Origin of the sequence: Salidesulfovibrio brasiliensis JCM 12178, assembly GCF_001311825.1 — a bacterium.
GTDB classification, from domain to species: Bacteria; Desulfobacterota; Desulfovibrionia; order Desulfovibrionales; family Desulfovibrionaceae; genus Pseudodesulfovibrio; species Pseudodesulfovibrio brasiliensis.
The window spans coordinates 29,665-43,878 of sequence record NZ_BBCB01000017.1; the positions used below are offsets into that span (position 1 = coordinate 29,665).

Consider the following 14,214-nt stretch of genomic DNA (forward strand, 5'->3'; position numbering starts at 1 on the left):
AGGCGCATTGACGATATTTGTCAAGATGGATCATACATCCTAAGCGTTGTTATATGAGCCTTGAGCCTGCGATCATTGTAACTTTTTTTGTACGGCTTCAGCAGCTAAGGAGTGGCCACGAGCATTCCAGTGCCCATCCTTGGGGTATTCAAATTTAAGGTGATTACCCTTGTAGTCATTAATAAAGAGAGGAGTCATATCAATTGTGTTATATCCTCGCTCGTGTGCTTTATCTATGAAGAAATCCCTCATAATTTCAAAATAACTGTTCTTGACCTGTAGGGTCCAGTCATCTTCGTAGAGGTGCGGTCTGGGGCCGTCGACTACAAATATGATGCTTTCAGGCCGAAGCCCGGATTTCTCAGGCAACATCTCCAGAAAGGCCATAACAGCCTTTTGAGAGGCGGATACTCTTTGCTCTTCCGAATTCGCAATGGTCTGGCCTACATAATTGCCATCTCGATTTGGGGTAATAATATGTTTGAAAACATCTTGTACCCTTACATTGATCACAAGATATCTGACGAGATGAGAGGCTGCCAGAATCTCCTTTCCTGCGGAAGGCTCATAGTCCTTGAGCACCAGATTCAACTTGCCGTCAGGGTTGGGTGCGAAGTAATGAAAGCCTGGAGATTGCTTGAAATTAACAAGGCTCTCGTCGAAGTCGTTTCCCACTACTATAAATACCATTTTTTGGGGCTTGAATTCGTCGCGGGCGAACTCGGCGAATGCAAGATACTGACTCAGAGGTGCCCCTGATACGCCAAAGCTGTACACTCTATATTCGTTTTTGAAGTCGTCGGCCAGCCTGCCATGCAGGGTGTCCTTATAGGGGACCATTGCCGCCTCAACATAAGAGTCGCCAATGACCGCAAGCACAGGTAATTCTCCATCCGGAGTGTAATCCTGATCGTTGAGGAAGCCGTAGTTGTTCGTGCGAACTTCGTTCCTCATCGAAAAATCTGGAAAACGAGACCAAGTAGAAACCCTGTTTGGTTCAAAGTGATAGATCGGAGCGGATTCGTTGACAGGTTGTGTGCGAAGTCCCTCGTCTACTGGCAGAAAGTGTAATGTGAGTTCCAGCACCAACAGGCAAAACAGGATGGATACCAGTGTGAGGAGGATGTTCTTGAGCATGGAGTGTTACTTCCCGCTGAGCACCAGCCGTGCGGTTTCTTCGTCGTAGAGGGCCATGGGGTTTCGGTCGGTGCCGCGTTCCCGATACATCTCAGCAGCTTGCTGGACGACCTCAAGGGGAAGCCAGGGGTGACGGTCCCAGATTTCGGGCTGGAATTCGTTGTAGAGGCGAAATTCCAGTTGACCATCTTCACTTTCACGCACGTACATGCGCACGGCCTTGTCCTGAAGGGAAGGGTGGTAGTAGTAGCCGCGTTCGTCTTTCATCGTCGATTCTCCCTATTTTCCGCGAAAAACCAGCTTGAGTCCCTGTGCGCCGCTACGCACGCGAATGCCGACAGTGGCCAGAAGCGCTTCCATGCTCCGACCAAGGAAGAAGTCGAGGCTTTCTTCAGGCAGGTTGCCGCGTTCCGTGGCCAGACGGCGTATTTCGCGGTCATACGTGACCATTTCGATCAGCGCGCGGTATGCGTCGACGTCGTCGGCCTTGGCTGCCGAGCCAAGCCGGGTCAGTTCGCGCGGAGGACATTTTTCTTCATGCTCGGCGGCAAGCTCGAGCAGCGGATGCCCCTCGGGCAGCAGGTCGGCGCGGTTTATGCGGTCAACGTCATACATCTCGGCCAGCGGGGCCGTGTCGTTGCAGTCGAGCACCCGGCATTCGGCCGGCCGGTTGTCGTATATGGTGCAGGCGCGGCTTTCCGGCTCGTAAAAGGTGCAGGTCCAGGACCTGTCCCGGCCGCGCAGCTTGATAATCTCCTCTTCGAGGGGCACAAGGATGCCCTGAACCGGATCGTGGGCCATCTCGCCCTTGCGGAGCGTAACAAGGTCTGTGAGGTCGAAGACGCCCTCGCGAATCAGGGGCAGATCTTCGCTGTGCAGGGTGGCGCCGCCTTTTATGCAGCAGGTGCCGCACATGGTGCAGCCTTTGGTGTCACCCGTATTGGTCATTTGCGTGGTCCTCCGAAAGGTTTTCGGCCGCTTCGGGCGGCTGATTCGGGGTACTGATACGCTGACTGGGGCCGGAGTGCAAGAGGTCACAAGGGCTTTCGTCCGGCCGGGGATTCTGCTTGCCGCAGTGATCTTTTTGAGTTAACCAAACATAGGTTCACAATTGCAGACAGGCTCGTTTGTGAATAAATGAGCAAATATGCATCAGACAACGTGTCGGCCCAGAAAAAAACGTCCATTATACCTCTAATACCTAAGAGGTTCCGGGGCGTTGAGGGGTTGACAAGAAACTGGAGGGTCCAGTAGGTTGGGCTTCCCCAGTATCCAGCGAATTCCACCTATTCCCAGGGGTATTCGTTGGCTTGCCATGTTGAGAAGGCGTCCGGGCTTTGATTTTTTTAGTAAGCTCAGTTGTCCCGGACGGACTGCGTTTGATGGCAACGTACTAACCAAACCATGGAGGTTAAGGGAATGGCGAAACACAAAACTCCGCTGTTGGACCAGCTGGAAAGCGGCCCGTGGCCCAGCTTCGTGTCCGACATCAAGCAGGAGGCCGAGGCTCGCGCCAAGAACGAAAAGGGTCTCGACTACCAGATTCCTGTTGACTGTCCCGAGGACCTGCTCGGCGTTCTCGAACTGTCCTTCACCGATGGTGAAACTCACTGGAAGCACGGCGGTATCGTCGGTGTCTTCGGTTACGGCGGCGGCGTTATCGGCCGTTACTGCGACCAGCCGGAAATGTTCCCCGGTGTTGCACACTTCCACACCGTCCGCGTGGCTCAGCCCGCCGGTAAATTCTACACCACCAAGTTCCTGCGCGAACTCTGCGACCTGTGGGATCTCCGTGGCTCCGGTCTGACCAACATGCACGGCTCCACCGGTGACATCGTGCTTCTCGGTACCCAGACCCCGCAGCTCGAAGAAATCTTCTTCGAACTGACCCACAACATGAACAACGACCTCGGTGGTTCCGGTTCCAACCTGCGTACCCCGGCCGCTTGCATGGGCATGTCCCGTTGCGAATACGCCTGTTACGACTCTCAGGAACTGTGCTACAACCTGACTATGGAATACCAGGATGAACTGCACCGTCCGGCATTCCCCTACAAGTTCAAGTTCAAGTTCGACGCCTGTGCCAACGGCTGCGTTGCAGCACTGGCCCGCTCCGACATGGCGTTCGTCGGCACCTGGAAGGGCGACATCCGCATCGACCAGGGAGCCGTGGCTGCCTACGTCGGCGGCGAATTCGCTCCCAACGCCGGTGCTCACTCCGGTCGTGACTGGGGCAAGTTCGACATCGTCAAGGAAGTGGTCGAGCTCTGCCCGTCCAAGTGCATCTCCTACGAAGGTGGCAAGCTCGCCATCAACAACAAGGAATGCGTCCGTTGCATGCACTGCATCAACACCATGCCGCGCGCTCTGAGAATCGGCGAAGAAACCGGTACCTCCATCCTCTGCGGTGCGAAGGCTCCGATCCTCGACGGTCCTCAGATGGGTTCCCTGCTCGTCCCGTTCGTCGAAGTGAACAAGGACGACGACTACCAGGCCATCAAGGACATCATTGAAGGTGTCTGGGACTGGTGGATGGAAGAAGGCAAGAACCGCGAGCGTCTCGGTGAAACCATGAAGCGTCTGGGCTTTGCCGCTCTGGCCGAAGCCGCCGGCGTCCCGGTGGATGTCCGCATGGTTCAGGAACCCCGCCACAATCCCTACATCTTCTGGAAGGCTGATGAAGTGGAAGGCGGCTGGGACCGCGACATCAACGAATACCGCGAACGCCACCTGCGCTAAGCTTAGGAGGAAACAGATATGGCTTTCATTTCTTCCGGATACAATCCCGAAAAACCGATGGAAAACCGGATCACGGACATCGGTCCCCAGCACTTCACCGAGTTCCTGCCGCCGGTTATCGAGAAGAACTTCGGCAAGTGGGTCTACCATGAAATCCTGGAGCCGGGCGTGCTCATGCATGCTGCCGAATCCGGTGATGAAGTGTACACTGTCCGTGCGGGTACCGCCCGCCTGATGTCCGTCACCATGATCCGCGAGATCTGCGACATCGCTGACAAATACTGCGGCGGCTACCTCCGCTTCACCACTCGTAACAACATCGAGTTCATGGTGGAGACCAAGGACGAAGCCCTTGCTCTGAAGAAGTTCCTGAACGAACAGAAGTTCGGCCAGGGCTCCTACAAGTTCCCCGTCGGCGGCACCGGTGCCGGTGTTTCCAACATCGTTCACACCCAGGGTTGGGTTCACTGCCACACCCCGGCTACTGACGCTTCCGGTACCGTCAAGGCTACCATGGACGCCGTGTTCGATCAGTTCACCGACATGAAGCTGCCCGCTCCGGTCCGCATCGCCATGGCTTGCTGCCTGAACATGTGCGGCGCCGTGCACTGCTCCGACATCGCTATCCTCGGCGTGCACCGCAAGCCGCCGATGATCGACCACAAGTACCTGGACAACCTCTGCGAAATCCCGCTGGCCGTGGCTTCCTGCCCCACCGGCGCGATCCGCCCGTCCAAGGTCGAGATCGAAGGTACTCAGTACAAGACGGTCGCGATCAAGGAAGAGCGCTGCATGTTCTGCGGTAACTGCTACACCATGTGCCCGTCCCTGCCGCTGTCCGACAGCCAGGGCGACGGTGTTGCCATCATGGTCGGCGGCAAGATCTCCAACCGTATCACCAAGCCGGCTTTCTCCAAGGTCGTGGTGCCGTTCCTCCCGAACAACACCCCGCGTTGGCCTGAAATGACCGATGTGATCAAGCGGATCCTGACCGCCTACTCCGAAGGCGCCAACAAGTACGAGCGCCTCGGTGACTGGGCCAACCGTATTGGCTGGGAACGCTTCTTTGAAGTCTGTGATCTCGAGTTCTCCGAACACCTGATCGACGACTTCCGCGACCCCGCTTACTACACCTGGCGCCAGACCACGCAGTTCAAGTGGTAAACCGCTAGACTCTGAAGGGGTGCGGCATTTTGCCGCACCCCATTTTTACCATAACGAGAAGGAGCACGGATATGCCTCTCGATGTAGAAGCCGCAAAAGCTGAAATCCTTCAGTTCTGCGAATCCAAGTCCAAGTCCAAGTCCAAGTTCTACTTTAACGATTTCACCAAGCTTTTCCCGGATGCAAAGAGCCGCGAGGTCAAGAAAGTCCTCACCGCTCTGGTGAACGAAGAAAAGCTGGTCTTCTGGTCCTCCGGCAGCACCACCATGTATGGTATGGCTGGCGCAGGCAAGCAGGCCGCCGCTGAGGGCGAAGGCTAGACTTCACCCCACAACGGTAATCAAGCCTTGCCCTTTCGTTTGGGCAAGGCTTTTTCAATTCACAGGTACCTAGGCAATCGTGACGACTCCTCGGCTCGTAATCACCGGGCTCTCCGGCGGCTCCGGAAAGACCATCGTCTCTCTCGGCCTGTGTCGGGAGCTTTTGCGTCAGGGCCGCGATGTCCGCCCTTTTAAAAAGGGTCCGGACTACATTGACGCCACCTGGCTGGGTCTTGCCAGCGGGCACACCTGTTCCAATCTCGACCCCTTCTTTCTTCCGCAGGATCGGCTGCGTTCCCAGTTTCAGCACTATGCAAGTGGTGGCGATATTGCCGTCATTGAAGGCAATCGCGGCCTCTTTGACGGCAAGGACGAGCATGGATCATGCTCGACAGCCGAGCTTGCACGTTGTCTTGACGCGCCAGTTGTCATGGTGCTTGACGCCACAAAAATGACCCGCACGGCCGCGGCTGTGGTGGCCGGATGCGCTGCGTTCGAAAAGGGGTTGAATCTGGCTGGCGTGATCCTGAACAGGACGGCGGGCGAGCGGCACCGCTCTGTGCTCGAGCGGAGCATCCGGGAGCACACGGATATTCCCGTGCTCGGTATGCTCCCTAAAATACGCAATAACCCCATCCCCGAGCGGCACATGGGGCTGGTCTCACATGCCGAATACGCAGCAGACGGGTATTGCGGCGAGGAGCGTGCGCTTGACGCAGTGGCCGATCTGTTCAGCGAGTGGGTCGATGTGCCAGCGCTGACAACGATCGCCGAGGCTTCGCCGGAACTGGCCGAGGCTGCCCCGCTTTGGCCGGAGACGGAAAAGGCCAAGTCCGTGCGTATCGGCTATGTTCACGATGCCGCCTTCTGGTTCTATTACCGAGAAAACCTCGAAGCACTGGAACGCGCCGGTGCGGAACTGGTCCGACTGTCCCTCCTTGATGATGGTGGCTGGCCGGAACTCGACGGCCTCTACATCGGCGGAGGATTTCCCGAGACATTTGCCGAACCGCTGGCTGCAAACAGGGTTGTCCGCGAACGGGTAAAGAATCTTTCGGACAACGATCTGCCGATTTACGCCGAGTGTGGCGGGTTCATGTATCTGTGCAGTGCGCTGGAGTTCGACGGCCATTCCTATCCCATGGCGGGCGTCTTCCCGGTTCGAACCACTTTCTGTCAGCGTCCGCAAGGCTCGGGTATACGCGTGCCGAAGCGGTGGCCGAGAATCCGTTTTACGCTTCCGGAGAGGTTGTGCCGGGGCATGAGTTTCACTACTCGCGCTGTGTGACGGACGCACCTGAGAGTCTTCAGTTCGCCCTCGCCATGCACCGGGGCGGCGGGATGCTCGACAGCCGCGACGGGCTGGTCGCCAACCGAACCTTCGCCGCATACAACCACATTCACGCACTGGCCGTCCCCGGCTGGGCAACGCGATTCGTTGCCGCAGCCGAGGCCTACCGGGCCAGCTGATTCCTACGCGGCAAACTCCCTGCCCAGTTCTTCAAACGGCGATGATTCAGCATCGCACAGCGAAACTTCGTGCACGTCACGAAGCTTTTCCGCCTGCTTGACCATCTGGTCGAGCCGCTGGTCAGCGTCCACCAGAAGCTGGATGCGGCTGGTTTCGCCTCCGCCGAGGGGCAGGACGAGGATGGCTTCGACATTGAATGCCCGGCGCGCGAAGAGGCCGCAGACATGCGACATGACGCCGGGGTGGTTGTTGACGATCAGGTCCAGAACGACGCGATTGGCAGTATTAGGCATTGGATGCTCCTTCGATCATGGTGCTGTTGGCAGCGCCCGGGGGCACCATGGGATAGACGTTGTCAGCCGCCTGAACGGGGATGCGGATGAGGGCAGGGCCGGTTGAGCGCATTGCTTTGGTCATGACCGCCATGGGCGAGTCGCAGTCGGCAAGGTCGACGGCTTCAATGCCGAAGCCTTTGGCTATGGTCGTGAAATCGATGCGATTTGCGTAGCTGGAGGCGAACTTGCGGTCTTCGTAGAACAGTTCCTGCTGTTGCTGAACAAGACCGAGCGCGCCGTTGTCCGCAAGAATGATCTTGATGTTGAGTTGCTGCTCGGCGGCGGTTGCCAGCTCTTGAATGTTCATGAGCATGCTGCCGTCGCCGGTGAAACAGACCACTGTTCTGTCCGGATGCGCCAGCGCCGCGCCGATGGCAGCAGGGATGCCGAACCCCATGGTTCCGAGTCCTCCGGAGGTGAGGAACTGGCGGGGGCGCGTAACAGGGTAGGCCTGTGCCGCGCGCATCTGATGCTGGCCCACGTCGGTGGTCACGATGGCGTCCGGCCCCAGCAGGGCGGCGGTTGCGCTCACAAGGCCGTAGGGCGAGGTCGGGTCATCCGTGCCGGGCAGCAGGGCGGGGTATTGCTTTTTGAGTTCCCCGATACGAGAAAGCCAGCCGCTACGGTCCTGCGTGCTGATGGAGTCGAGCAGGGCACCCAGCGCGGACGTGACGTCGGCGGTGATGCCCACGCAGTCGGTCTTCAGCTTGCCCAGTTCGCCGGGGTCGATGTCGATGTGGATGATGTCGGCGTCCGGGCAGAACCCTTCAAGCCTGCCGGTGGCGCGGTCGTCGAAGCGAACGCCTGCGGCGATGAGCAGGTCGCATTCCTCAAGGGCCATGTTGGTGTGCTTGGCCGCGTGCATGCCGAGCATGCCGAGGGAGAGCGGGTGGTCATGTGGCAGCGCGCCGAGTCCCATGAGGGTCATGGTGGAGGGGAGCGAGCCTTTTTCCGCAAGCCTTGTGGCGATGCCCGCACAGTCGGACTGGGTCACGCCCCCGCCAAGATACAGAATCGGCCGTTTGGCGTGGTCGATCATGCGTGCTGCTTTGTCAATGGCCTCCCTGTCCATGTCCGGGGCGGCTTCGGGTTCGCCGGGAGCGGGCAGGCGTGGCACGTCGATGGTCTGGCACTGGACGTCCTTGGGGATGTCGATGAGGACCGGGCCGGGCCTGCCCGATGCGGCGATGCGGAACGCCTCCGGGACAACGTGAAGCAGTTCCTGCGCGGAGCGGACAAGGTAGTTGTGCTTGGTGACGGGGATGCTCATGCCGTAAATGTCCATCTCCTGAAAGGCGTCCGTGCCGATGAGGCTGAGAGGAACCTGACCGGTAATGCAAATGATGGGGATGGAGTCGAGCTTGGCGTCGGCCACGGCGGTAAGCAGGTTGGTGGCGCCGGGACCGGAGGTCGCCATGCACACGGCAGGCCTTCCGGTGGAGCGGGCCATGCCTTGCGCCATGAAAGCGGCTCCCTGTTCGTGCCGGGCGAGCACATGGCGGATGCGCTCGCTGCGGCCAAGGGCATCGTAGATGGGAAGGTTGGTGCCGCCGGGAATCCCGGCGATGGTTTTGATCTTTTGGCGTTCAAGCAGCCTGATGAGCAGCTCCGCTCCTGTCATGGACGGCATGGCAATCCTCCTCGGTTTGCCCGGGCCGGTCCGGCGGTGTTCGGCTGCCTGAAAAAGCATCGCCCCCGCCGGTTGCACCGGCGGGGGCGTTTTCATGCGAGTGAAGGCCCCGTTATGGTGCAACGGTTTCGACTACGCATACTACTACCAGAACGTCGGCGACGTTCAGTGTGTGATGTATGGCATAATCGTGGCGATGCATGAGGCTTCCTAGTTTTTGTTCGAAAAACGATAGACGTGATGGGGAATTGCTGTCAACCCCCTCACGGCATTATTCTTCAGACTGGAGGTTGACGCCGTGATTGCCAGACCGCTCCCGCTCTGGTACAGCCAAGGCCTGACAACACCATGCCAACAAGGAGAATATGATCATGATAAAGTTTGAAACCACCATGGGCGAGTTCACCATGGAACTGTATGCCGACAAGGCACCCAAGACCGTCGAGAACTTTTTGGAATACGTCCGCGAGGGATTTTACGACGGCACCATCTTTCACCGCGTGATCGACGGGTTCATGGTTCAGGGTGGCGGCTTCACCCCGGATATGGCCCAGAAGCCCACCAAGGACCCGGTGGAGAACGAGGCCGACAACGGCGTGAAGAACGAAATGTACACCGTGTCCATGGCCCGGACCATGGAACCGCACTCCGCCACGGCCCAGTTCTTCGTGAACGTGGCCGACAACAGCTTTTTGGATTTCCGCGCCAAGAACCCTCAGGGCTGGGGCTACTGTGTGTTCGGCAAGGTTGTTGAGGGCACTGACGTCATCGACAAGATGCGCAAGGCCGAAACCGGCAACTTCGGATTCCATGAAAATGTGCCATCTGAGTCCATTGTCATCGAGAAGGCGTACGAAATCGAAGATTAATCGAGTTTTTGAACGAAAAGCGAAAGGCCGGGGTTTGTTTCCCGGCCTTTTTTTTGTGTGAACGCTGTCTGAGGATGTAGGCAGTAAGGGGCACAATGATACCGACATATACTATCGATTTTGGGGTGCTAATCGGGCGAGAATCGGCATAATCGGTTGTAATTGCGTCTATGAAGGAGAAATCTGGAAATTTACCTGCATTTGACAGTGGTTCGGGTATTGTGTAATACAATATGGCTGCAGTCATTCACTGTATGGCTGCGCTGCCGAAAGGCGAAAAACTGCAATGTAGTAGGTGGTAGTCAGGAGTTGCATTTGTAATAAACTAAGCTGAAACGACGTTGCATTGAATGATGTTTCTTTTCTACAATAGACATTTATTAATGTATCGTCTCTTACTGCTTTAGCCCGTTATTGTTGCAATCGACAAAAACCCAATGATTACATCCTGCGAAAACCCTTTTTTAGGCTTGGCGGGCCAATGTCCGGCCTGCCGTTCGGCTCACATTCCGAGAGGCCTGCGCGAGAGGTATCCTCTTCTCTAACCCCTTTTTCCTTATTGGATGATGTGACGGCTTTCATCAATGAAAGCCGTGTCTTCACGTGTTCCAGGAGTATGTATGGCTAAAATAGAAGTTGAGAATCTTTACAAAATCTTTGGGCCCAATCCGTCCAAGGTCCTTCCAATGCTTGAGAAGGGCGCCACGAAGGACGAGATCATGGAAAAGACCAAGCACGGGGTCGGCGTCAACAACGCCAGCTTTACCGTGGAAGAAGGCGAAATCGTCGTGGTCATGGGCCTTTCCGGTAGCGGTAAATCCACACTGGTTCGCTGCGTCAATCGTCTCATTGAGCCCACTGCGGGCACCATTCGCATCGACGGACAGAACATCACTGAACTGAATCGTGAAGAGTTGCGTATGGTTCGTCTGACCAAGCTCGGTATGGTCTTCCAGAATTTTGCGCTGTATCCGCACCGCACCGTTGCGCAGAACGCCGAATACGGTCTGGAGATTCAGGGCGTGTCTGCGTCCGAACGCCGCAAGAAGGCCAACGAGGCGCTTTCCATCGTCGGCCTCGGCGGCTGGGAGGATTCCTATCCGGAGCAACTCTCCGGTGGCATGCAGCAGCGCGTTGGCCTCGCCCGCGCCCTTGCACTCGATCCGGACATCCTGCTCATGGACGAGGCGTTTTCCGCGCTCGACCCGCTGATCCGTAGCGATATGCAGGACGAGTTGATCAACCTGCAGGACGAGATGCACAAGACCATCCTCTTCATTTCGCACGACCTTGACGAAGCCCTGAAGCTGGGCGACCGCATCGTGCTGATGAAGGACGGCCGCATCGTGCAGATCGGCACCCCCGAGGACATCCTCACCAGCCCGGCCAACGACTACGTGGAGCGTTTCGTCGAGAACGCCGACATTACGCAGGTGCTCACCGCCGAATCCGTGATGAAGAAGTGCGAAGCCGTGGCCTACCTCAAGAGCGACGGCCCCCGCTCCGCGCTGCGCAAGATGCGCAAGCACGCCATCTCTGGCCTCTTTGTCATCGACAACGACCACAAGGTCGCCGGTGTTATCTCGGTTGAGGATTGCAAGGAACTCATTGAAAAAGACAGCCGGGACCTGACGTCCGTCATGACCAAGGATCCCGTTACCGTGACCCTGGACACCCCGGCTAGCGAACTGATTCAGATTATCTACGACCTGCCGTACCCGCTGGCGGTCGTGAATGAAAAGGGCAGGCTCAAGGGCGTGATCGTCCGCGGTACCCTGCTCGGTGCACTGGCGGAAAGGGGGAATGTTGATGACAATTCCTAGAATACCCATCGGAGACTGGATTGAAGCCTTCATCGACTTTCTTGTCGAGAACCTTTCGTTCCTGACCAAGGCGTTCTCCGAAGTCACGGAGAACGGTCTCGACTGGATCGAGGCAGGCATGAAAGCCGTGCCGCCGTGGATTTTCATCCCGCTTTTCGCCCTGCTGGCCTGGCGTCTTTCCAAGAGCAAGGGCATCGGTGTGTTCTGCCTGATCGGCTTCACGCTGATCCTGAGCATGGGCCTTTGGAAAGCAACCATGAGCACCATCGCGCTCGTGCTGGTTTCCACTCTGGTGTCCATCGCCATCGGCGTTCCCGTGGGCATTTTCGCCGCCATGAGCCGTCCGGTGTACCGTGTGGTCATGCCGGTGCTCGACGTCATGCAGACCATGCCCGCGTTCGTCTACCTCATCCCTGCCATCCCGTTCTTCGGCCTCGGCAAGGTTGCGGCGATCTTCTCGACCGTCGTCTTCGCCATGCCTCCGGCGATCCGCCTGACCTGCCTGGGCATCAAGCAGGTCCCGAGCGAGCTCGTGGAGTGTGCCGAAGCGTTCGGTTCCAACCGCTGGCAGCGCCTCGTGAAACTGGAGCTGCCCATGGCGACTCCGACCATCATGGCCGGTGTCAACCAGACCGTCATGCTGGCGCTCTCCATGGTCGTCATCGCGGCCATGATCGGCGCGCGTGGTCTTGGCGGAGAAGTTTGGAAGGCAATTCAGCGTATGCAAATGGGTGATGGCTTTGAGGCCGGTATCGGCATCGTCATCGTGGCCATCGCTCTCGACCGAATCCTGCAGAAGCTTGGCTCTCGCAGCAAAGCGTAACGACTCAAACGGAGACAGAAAATGAAGAAACTTATCGTATCCCTCGTGGCCATCGCCCTGTGCGCGGCCATGGCAATCCCCGCCTTGGCCTCCAAGGGCAAGGTCGAACTGGCCTATGTGGAGTGGTCCTCCGAAGTGGCCTCCACCAACGTTGTCAAGGCTGTTCTTGAAGACCGCCTCGGCTACGAATGCGAAATCATCCCGGTTTCCGTCGGCCCGATGTACGCGGCCGTCGCTGCCGGCGACGTGGACGGCATGGTTTCCTCCTGGCAGCCCATCCAGTCCGCCAACCTTGAGCGCACCAAGAACGAACTGGTCAACCTCGGCCCGAACATGGTCGGCGTACAGTCCGGTCTCGTGGTGCCCGAATACGTCACCATCGACTCCATTGCCGAACTCAAGGACGCCGCCGACAAGTTCGACGGTGAAATCATCGGCATCGACCCCGGCGCAGGTGTCATGCAGCAGGCTGAAAATGCCATCGAGCAGTACGGCCTTGAAGACAAGATGGAACTGATTGACTCCACCGGCGCCATGATGACCGCTGCCCTGAAGGACAGCATCCGTCGCAACGAATGGGTCGTGGTCACCGGCTGGACCCCGCACTGGAAGTGGGGAACCTGGAAGCTCAAGTACCTCAAGGACCCCAAGGGTGTCTTCGGCGATCCTGAAGACGGCTCCATCCTGACCCTCGTCCGCAAGGGCCTGGATAAGGATATGCCCGAAGTGTACAACTTCCTGAACAACTTCAAGTGGTCCCCGGACGAAATGGCCGAAGTCATGGTCTCCATCCGTGAAGGCATGGAGCCTGCTGACGCCGCCAAGGAATACATCAAAAAGCACAAGGATCAGGTGGACGGCTGGCTGAAGTAGCCGCTTCCTGATTAACGAAACGCCGCCCGTTTCGCGGGTGGCGTTTCCATAATGACCCGGACCCGCGCCCTCAGGTGGGTGAAACGATCGGGCCGGGGTTGTTCAACTCCAATCTGGAGGTTCTCTTGCGTAACAGGTTTACTCTTTTGTTTTGGCTATGGCCATCGTTCTTTTCTCCTTCCCCGCTATTGCCACCGCTGGCAAAGGGAAAGTGAAACTCGCCTACGTTGAATGGGACTGCGCGGCCGCTTCCACCAATCTGGTGAAAGCCGTGCTGCAGGAGCGCATGGGCTACGACGTCGAGCTGTACCCCGTTGCCGCCGCAGCCATGTGGCAGGCCGTGGGAACCGGCGATGTCGACGGCATGGTGACTGCCTGGTTGCCCGTGACGCACGGCGACTACCTCAAGAAGGTTGAAGGCAAGGTCGAAAAACTCGGCCCCATCGCTGGCGGCGCCCGCCTTGGCTGGGCTGTTCCGACCTACGTCAAGGGCGTGGATTCCATTGACCAGCTCAACGCCAATGCCGACATGTTCGACGGCAAGATCTACGGCATCGATCCGGGCTCCGGTCTGATGCGTCTTTCCGACGAAGTCATGAAAGAGTATAACCTCGACAAGATGGAACTGGTGGAAGGCACCGGCGCGACCATGGTCGGCATGCTCGCCTCCTCCTACAAGAACAAGGAACCCATTGTCATCACCACGTGGTCGCCCCACTGGATGTTCGGCAAGTGGGACCTGCGCTACCTCAAGGACCCCAAGGGCGTCCTCGGTGGCGAAGAAGAGATCTACACCATCGTTCGCAAGGACCTGAAGTCCGATATGCCGGAAGTGTACAACTTCCTGAAGAACTTCAAGTACAAGTCTGCCAACCAGCTCCAGATGCTCATGGCCTGGAACCAGGAAGACGGTGCTGACCGCTACGAAAACGCGGTGAAGTTCATCAAGGAAAACAAGGAACAGGTCGACGGCTGGCTGAAGTAGTCGCCCATCCTTGAATAGGTAATAAAAGCCCCGCCTGACGGCGGG

The 14,214-nt window shown here is 57.7% G+C and carries 13 protein-coding genes and 1 pseudogene; 9 read left to right on the forward strand and 5 right to left on the reverse strand.

Translation table 11 applies throughout. From position 1 onward, the window contains the following. Window positions 1-72 precede the first annotated feature (72 nt). From JCM12178_RS06735 to JCM12178_RS06745, 3 genes are read right to left on the reverse strand one after another with little or no spacing between them, the layout of a single operon-like run. Complete coding sequence (locus JCM12178_RS06735) at window positions 73-1,137, reverse strand: SGNH/GDSL hydrolase family protein (RefSeq protein WP_054649902.1); 1,065 nt, start codon at window positions 1,135-1,137, stop codon at window positions 73-75. A gap of 6 nt (window positions 1,138-1,143) precedes the next feature. Next, window positions 1,144-1,404, reverse strand: a complete 261-nt coding sequence (locus JCM12178_RS06740) for a hypothetical protein (RefSeq protein ID WP_054649904.1) — start codon at window positions 1,402-1,404, stop codon at window positions 1,144-1,146. A gap of 12 nt (window positions 1,405-1,416) precedes the next feature. Further along, window positions 1,417-2,085 (reverse strand): YkgJ family cysteine cluster protein, encoded by a 669-nt coding sequence (locus tag JCM12178_RS06745; RefSeq protein WP_054649906.1) that lies wholly within the window; start codon window positions 2,083-2,085, stop codon window positions 1,417-1,419. Window positions 2,086-2,556: 471 nt separating this feature from the next. On the opposite strand from JCM12178_RS06745, the gene dsrA reads away from it, so the two are divergent. The 4 genes and pseudogenes from dsrA (at window position 2,557) to JCM12178_RS06765 (ending at window position 6,830) form a co-directional block, all read left to right on the forward strand. Next, complete coding sequence (gene dsrA, locus JCM12178_RS06750; RefSeq protein WP_054649908.1) at window positions 2,557-3,876, forward strand: dissimilatory-type sulfite reductase subunit alpha; 1,320 nt, start codon at window positions 2,557-2,559, stop codon at window positions 3,874-3,876. 18 nt (window positions 3,877-3,894) lie between these two features. Beyond that, entirely contained in the window at window positions 3,895-5,040 is a 1,146-nt protein-coding gene (gene dsrB, locus JCM12178_RS06755) for a dissimilatory-type sulfite reductase subunit beta (RefSeq protein ID WP_054649910.1), read from the forward strand. A 71-nt stretch (window positions 5,041-5,111) separates the two neighbouring features. Next, complete coding sequence (locus tag JCM12178_RS06760; protein WP_054649912.1) at window positions 5,112-5,360, forward strand: dissimilatory sulfite reductase D family protein; 249 nt, start codon at window positions 5,112-5,114, stop codon at window positions 5,358-5,360. 79 nt (window positions 5,361-5,439) lie between these two features. Continuing rightward, a pseudogene (locus tag JCM12178_RS06765) lies at window positions 5,440-6,830 on the forward strand (cobyrinic acid a,c-diamide synthase CobB). 3 nt (window positions 6,831-6,833) lie between these two features. Here the strand turns inward: JCM12178_RS06765 and ilvN are convergent. Both ilvN and ilvB read right to left on the reverse strand, forming a co-directional pair. Beyond that, a complete protein-coding gene (gene ilvN, locus JCM12178_RS06770; RefSeq protein ID WP_054649914.1) occupies window positions 6,834-7,124 on the reverse strand; it encodes an acetolactate synthase small subunit in 291 nt (96 codons plus the stop codon). Beyond that, the gene (gene ilvB / locus JCM12178_RS06775; RefSeq protein ID WP_054649924.1) at window positions 7,117-8,796 is read right to left on the reverse strand and encodes an acetolactate synthase large subunit; all 1,680 of its coding nucleotides are present in this window, start codon (window positions 8,794-8,796) and stop codon (window positions 7,117-7,119) included. The genes ilvN and ilvB overlap by 8 nt, the downstream gene beginning before the upstream one ends. Window positions 8,797-9,167: 371 nt before the next feature. Between ilvB and JCM12178_RS06780 the strand changes: the two genes are divergently transcribed. From JCM12178_RS06780 to JCM12178_RS06800, 5 genes are all read left to right on the forward strand, one after another. Next, complete coding sequence (locus JCM12178_RS06780) at window positions 9,168-9,665, forward strand: peptidylprolyl isomerase (RefSeq protein WP_054649926.1); 498 nt, start codon at window positions 9,168-9,170, stop codon at window positions 9,663-9,665. A gap of 620 nt (window positions 9,666-10,285) precedes the next feature. Continuing rightward, a complete protein-coding gene (locus tag JCM12178_RS06785; protein ID WP_054649916.1) occupies window positions 10,286-11,488 on the forward strand; it encodes a quaternary amine ABC transporter ATP-binding protein in 1,203 nt (400 codons plus the stop codon). Next, window positions 11,475-12,311: an ABC transporter permease gene (locus JCM12178_RS06790; RefSeq protein ID WP_157054812.1), complete on the forward strand. Its 837-nt coding sequence runs from the start codon at window positions 11,475-11,477 to the stop codon at window positions 12,309-12,311. Before JCM12178_RS06785 ends, JCM12178_RS06790 begins: the two co-directional genes overlap by 14 nt. A gap of 21 nt (window positions 12,312-12,332) precedes the next feature. Continuing rightward, on the forward strand, window positions 12,333-13,184 hold the full coding sequence (locus JCM12178_RS06795; protein WP_054649920.1) for a glycine betaine ABC transporter substrate-binding protein: 852 nt from the start codon (window positions 12,333-12,335) through the stop codon (window positions 13,182-13,184). A gap of 157 nt (window positions 13,185-13,341) precedes the next feature. Then, complete coding sequence (locus JCM12178_RS06800; RefSeq protein ID WP_054649922.1) at window positions 13,342-14,169, forward strand: glycine betaine ABC transporter substrate-binding protein; 828 nt, start codon at window positions 13,342-13,344, stop codon at window positions 14,167-14,169. Window positions 14,170-14,214: the final 45 nt, after the last annotated feature.

Coding starts and splice junctions, on each gene's coding strand:
- ilvB (WP_054649924.1), bottom strand. CDS start 8,796: ATGCCGTCCATGACAGGAGCGGAGCTGCTCATCAGGCTGCTTGAACGC.
- JCM12178_RS06785 (WP_054649916.1), top strand. CDS start 10,286: ATGGCTAAAATAGAAGTTGAGAATCTTTACAAAATCTTTGGGCCCAAT.
- JCM12178_RS06780 (WP_054649926.1), top strand. CDS start 9,168: ATGATAAAGTTTGAAACCACCATGGGCGAGTTCACCATGGAACTGTAT.
- JCM12178_RS06760 (WP_054649912.1), top strand. CDS start 5,112: ATGCCTCTCGATGTAGAAGCCGCAAAAGCTGAAATCCTTCAGTTCTGC.
- ilvN (WP_054649914.1), bottom strand. CDS start 7,124: ATGCCTAATACTGCCAATCGCGTCGTTCTGGACCTGATCGTCAACAAC.
- JCM12178_RS06800 (WP_054649922.1), top strand. CDS start 13,342: ATGGCCATCGTTCTTTTCTCCTTCCCCGCTATTGCCACCGCTGGCAAA.
- JCM12178_RS06745 (WP_054649906.1), bottom strand. CDS start 2,085: ATGACCAATACGGGTGACACCAAAGGCTGCACCATGTGCGGCACCTGC.
- JCM12178_RS06790 (WP_157054812.1), top strand. CDS start 11,475: ATGACAATTCCTAGAATACCCATCGGAGACTGGATTGAAGCCTTCATC.
- JCM12178_RS06735 (WP_054649902.1), bottom strand. CDS start 1,137: ATGCTCAAGAACATCCTCCTCACACTGGTATCCATCCTGTTTTGCCTG.
- JCM12178_RS06795 (WP_054649920.1), top strand. CDS start 12,333: ATGAAGAAACTTATCGTATCCCTCGTGGCCATCGCCCTGTGCGCGGCC.
- dsrB (WP_054649910.1), top strand. CDS start 3,895: ATGGCTTTCATTTCTTCCGGATACAATCCCGAAAAACCGATGGAAAAC.
- dsrA (WP_054649908.1), top strand. CDS start 2,557: ATGGCGAAACACAAAACTCCGCTGTTGGACCAGCTGGAAAGCGGCCCG.
- JCM12178_RS06740 (WP_054649904.1), bottom strand. CDS start 1,404: ATGAAAGACGAACGCGGCTACTACTACCACCCTTCCCTTCAGGACAAG.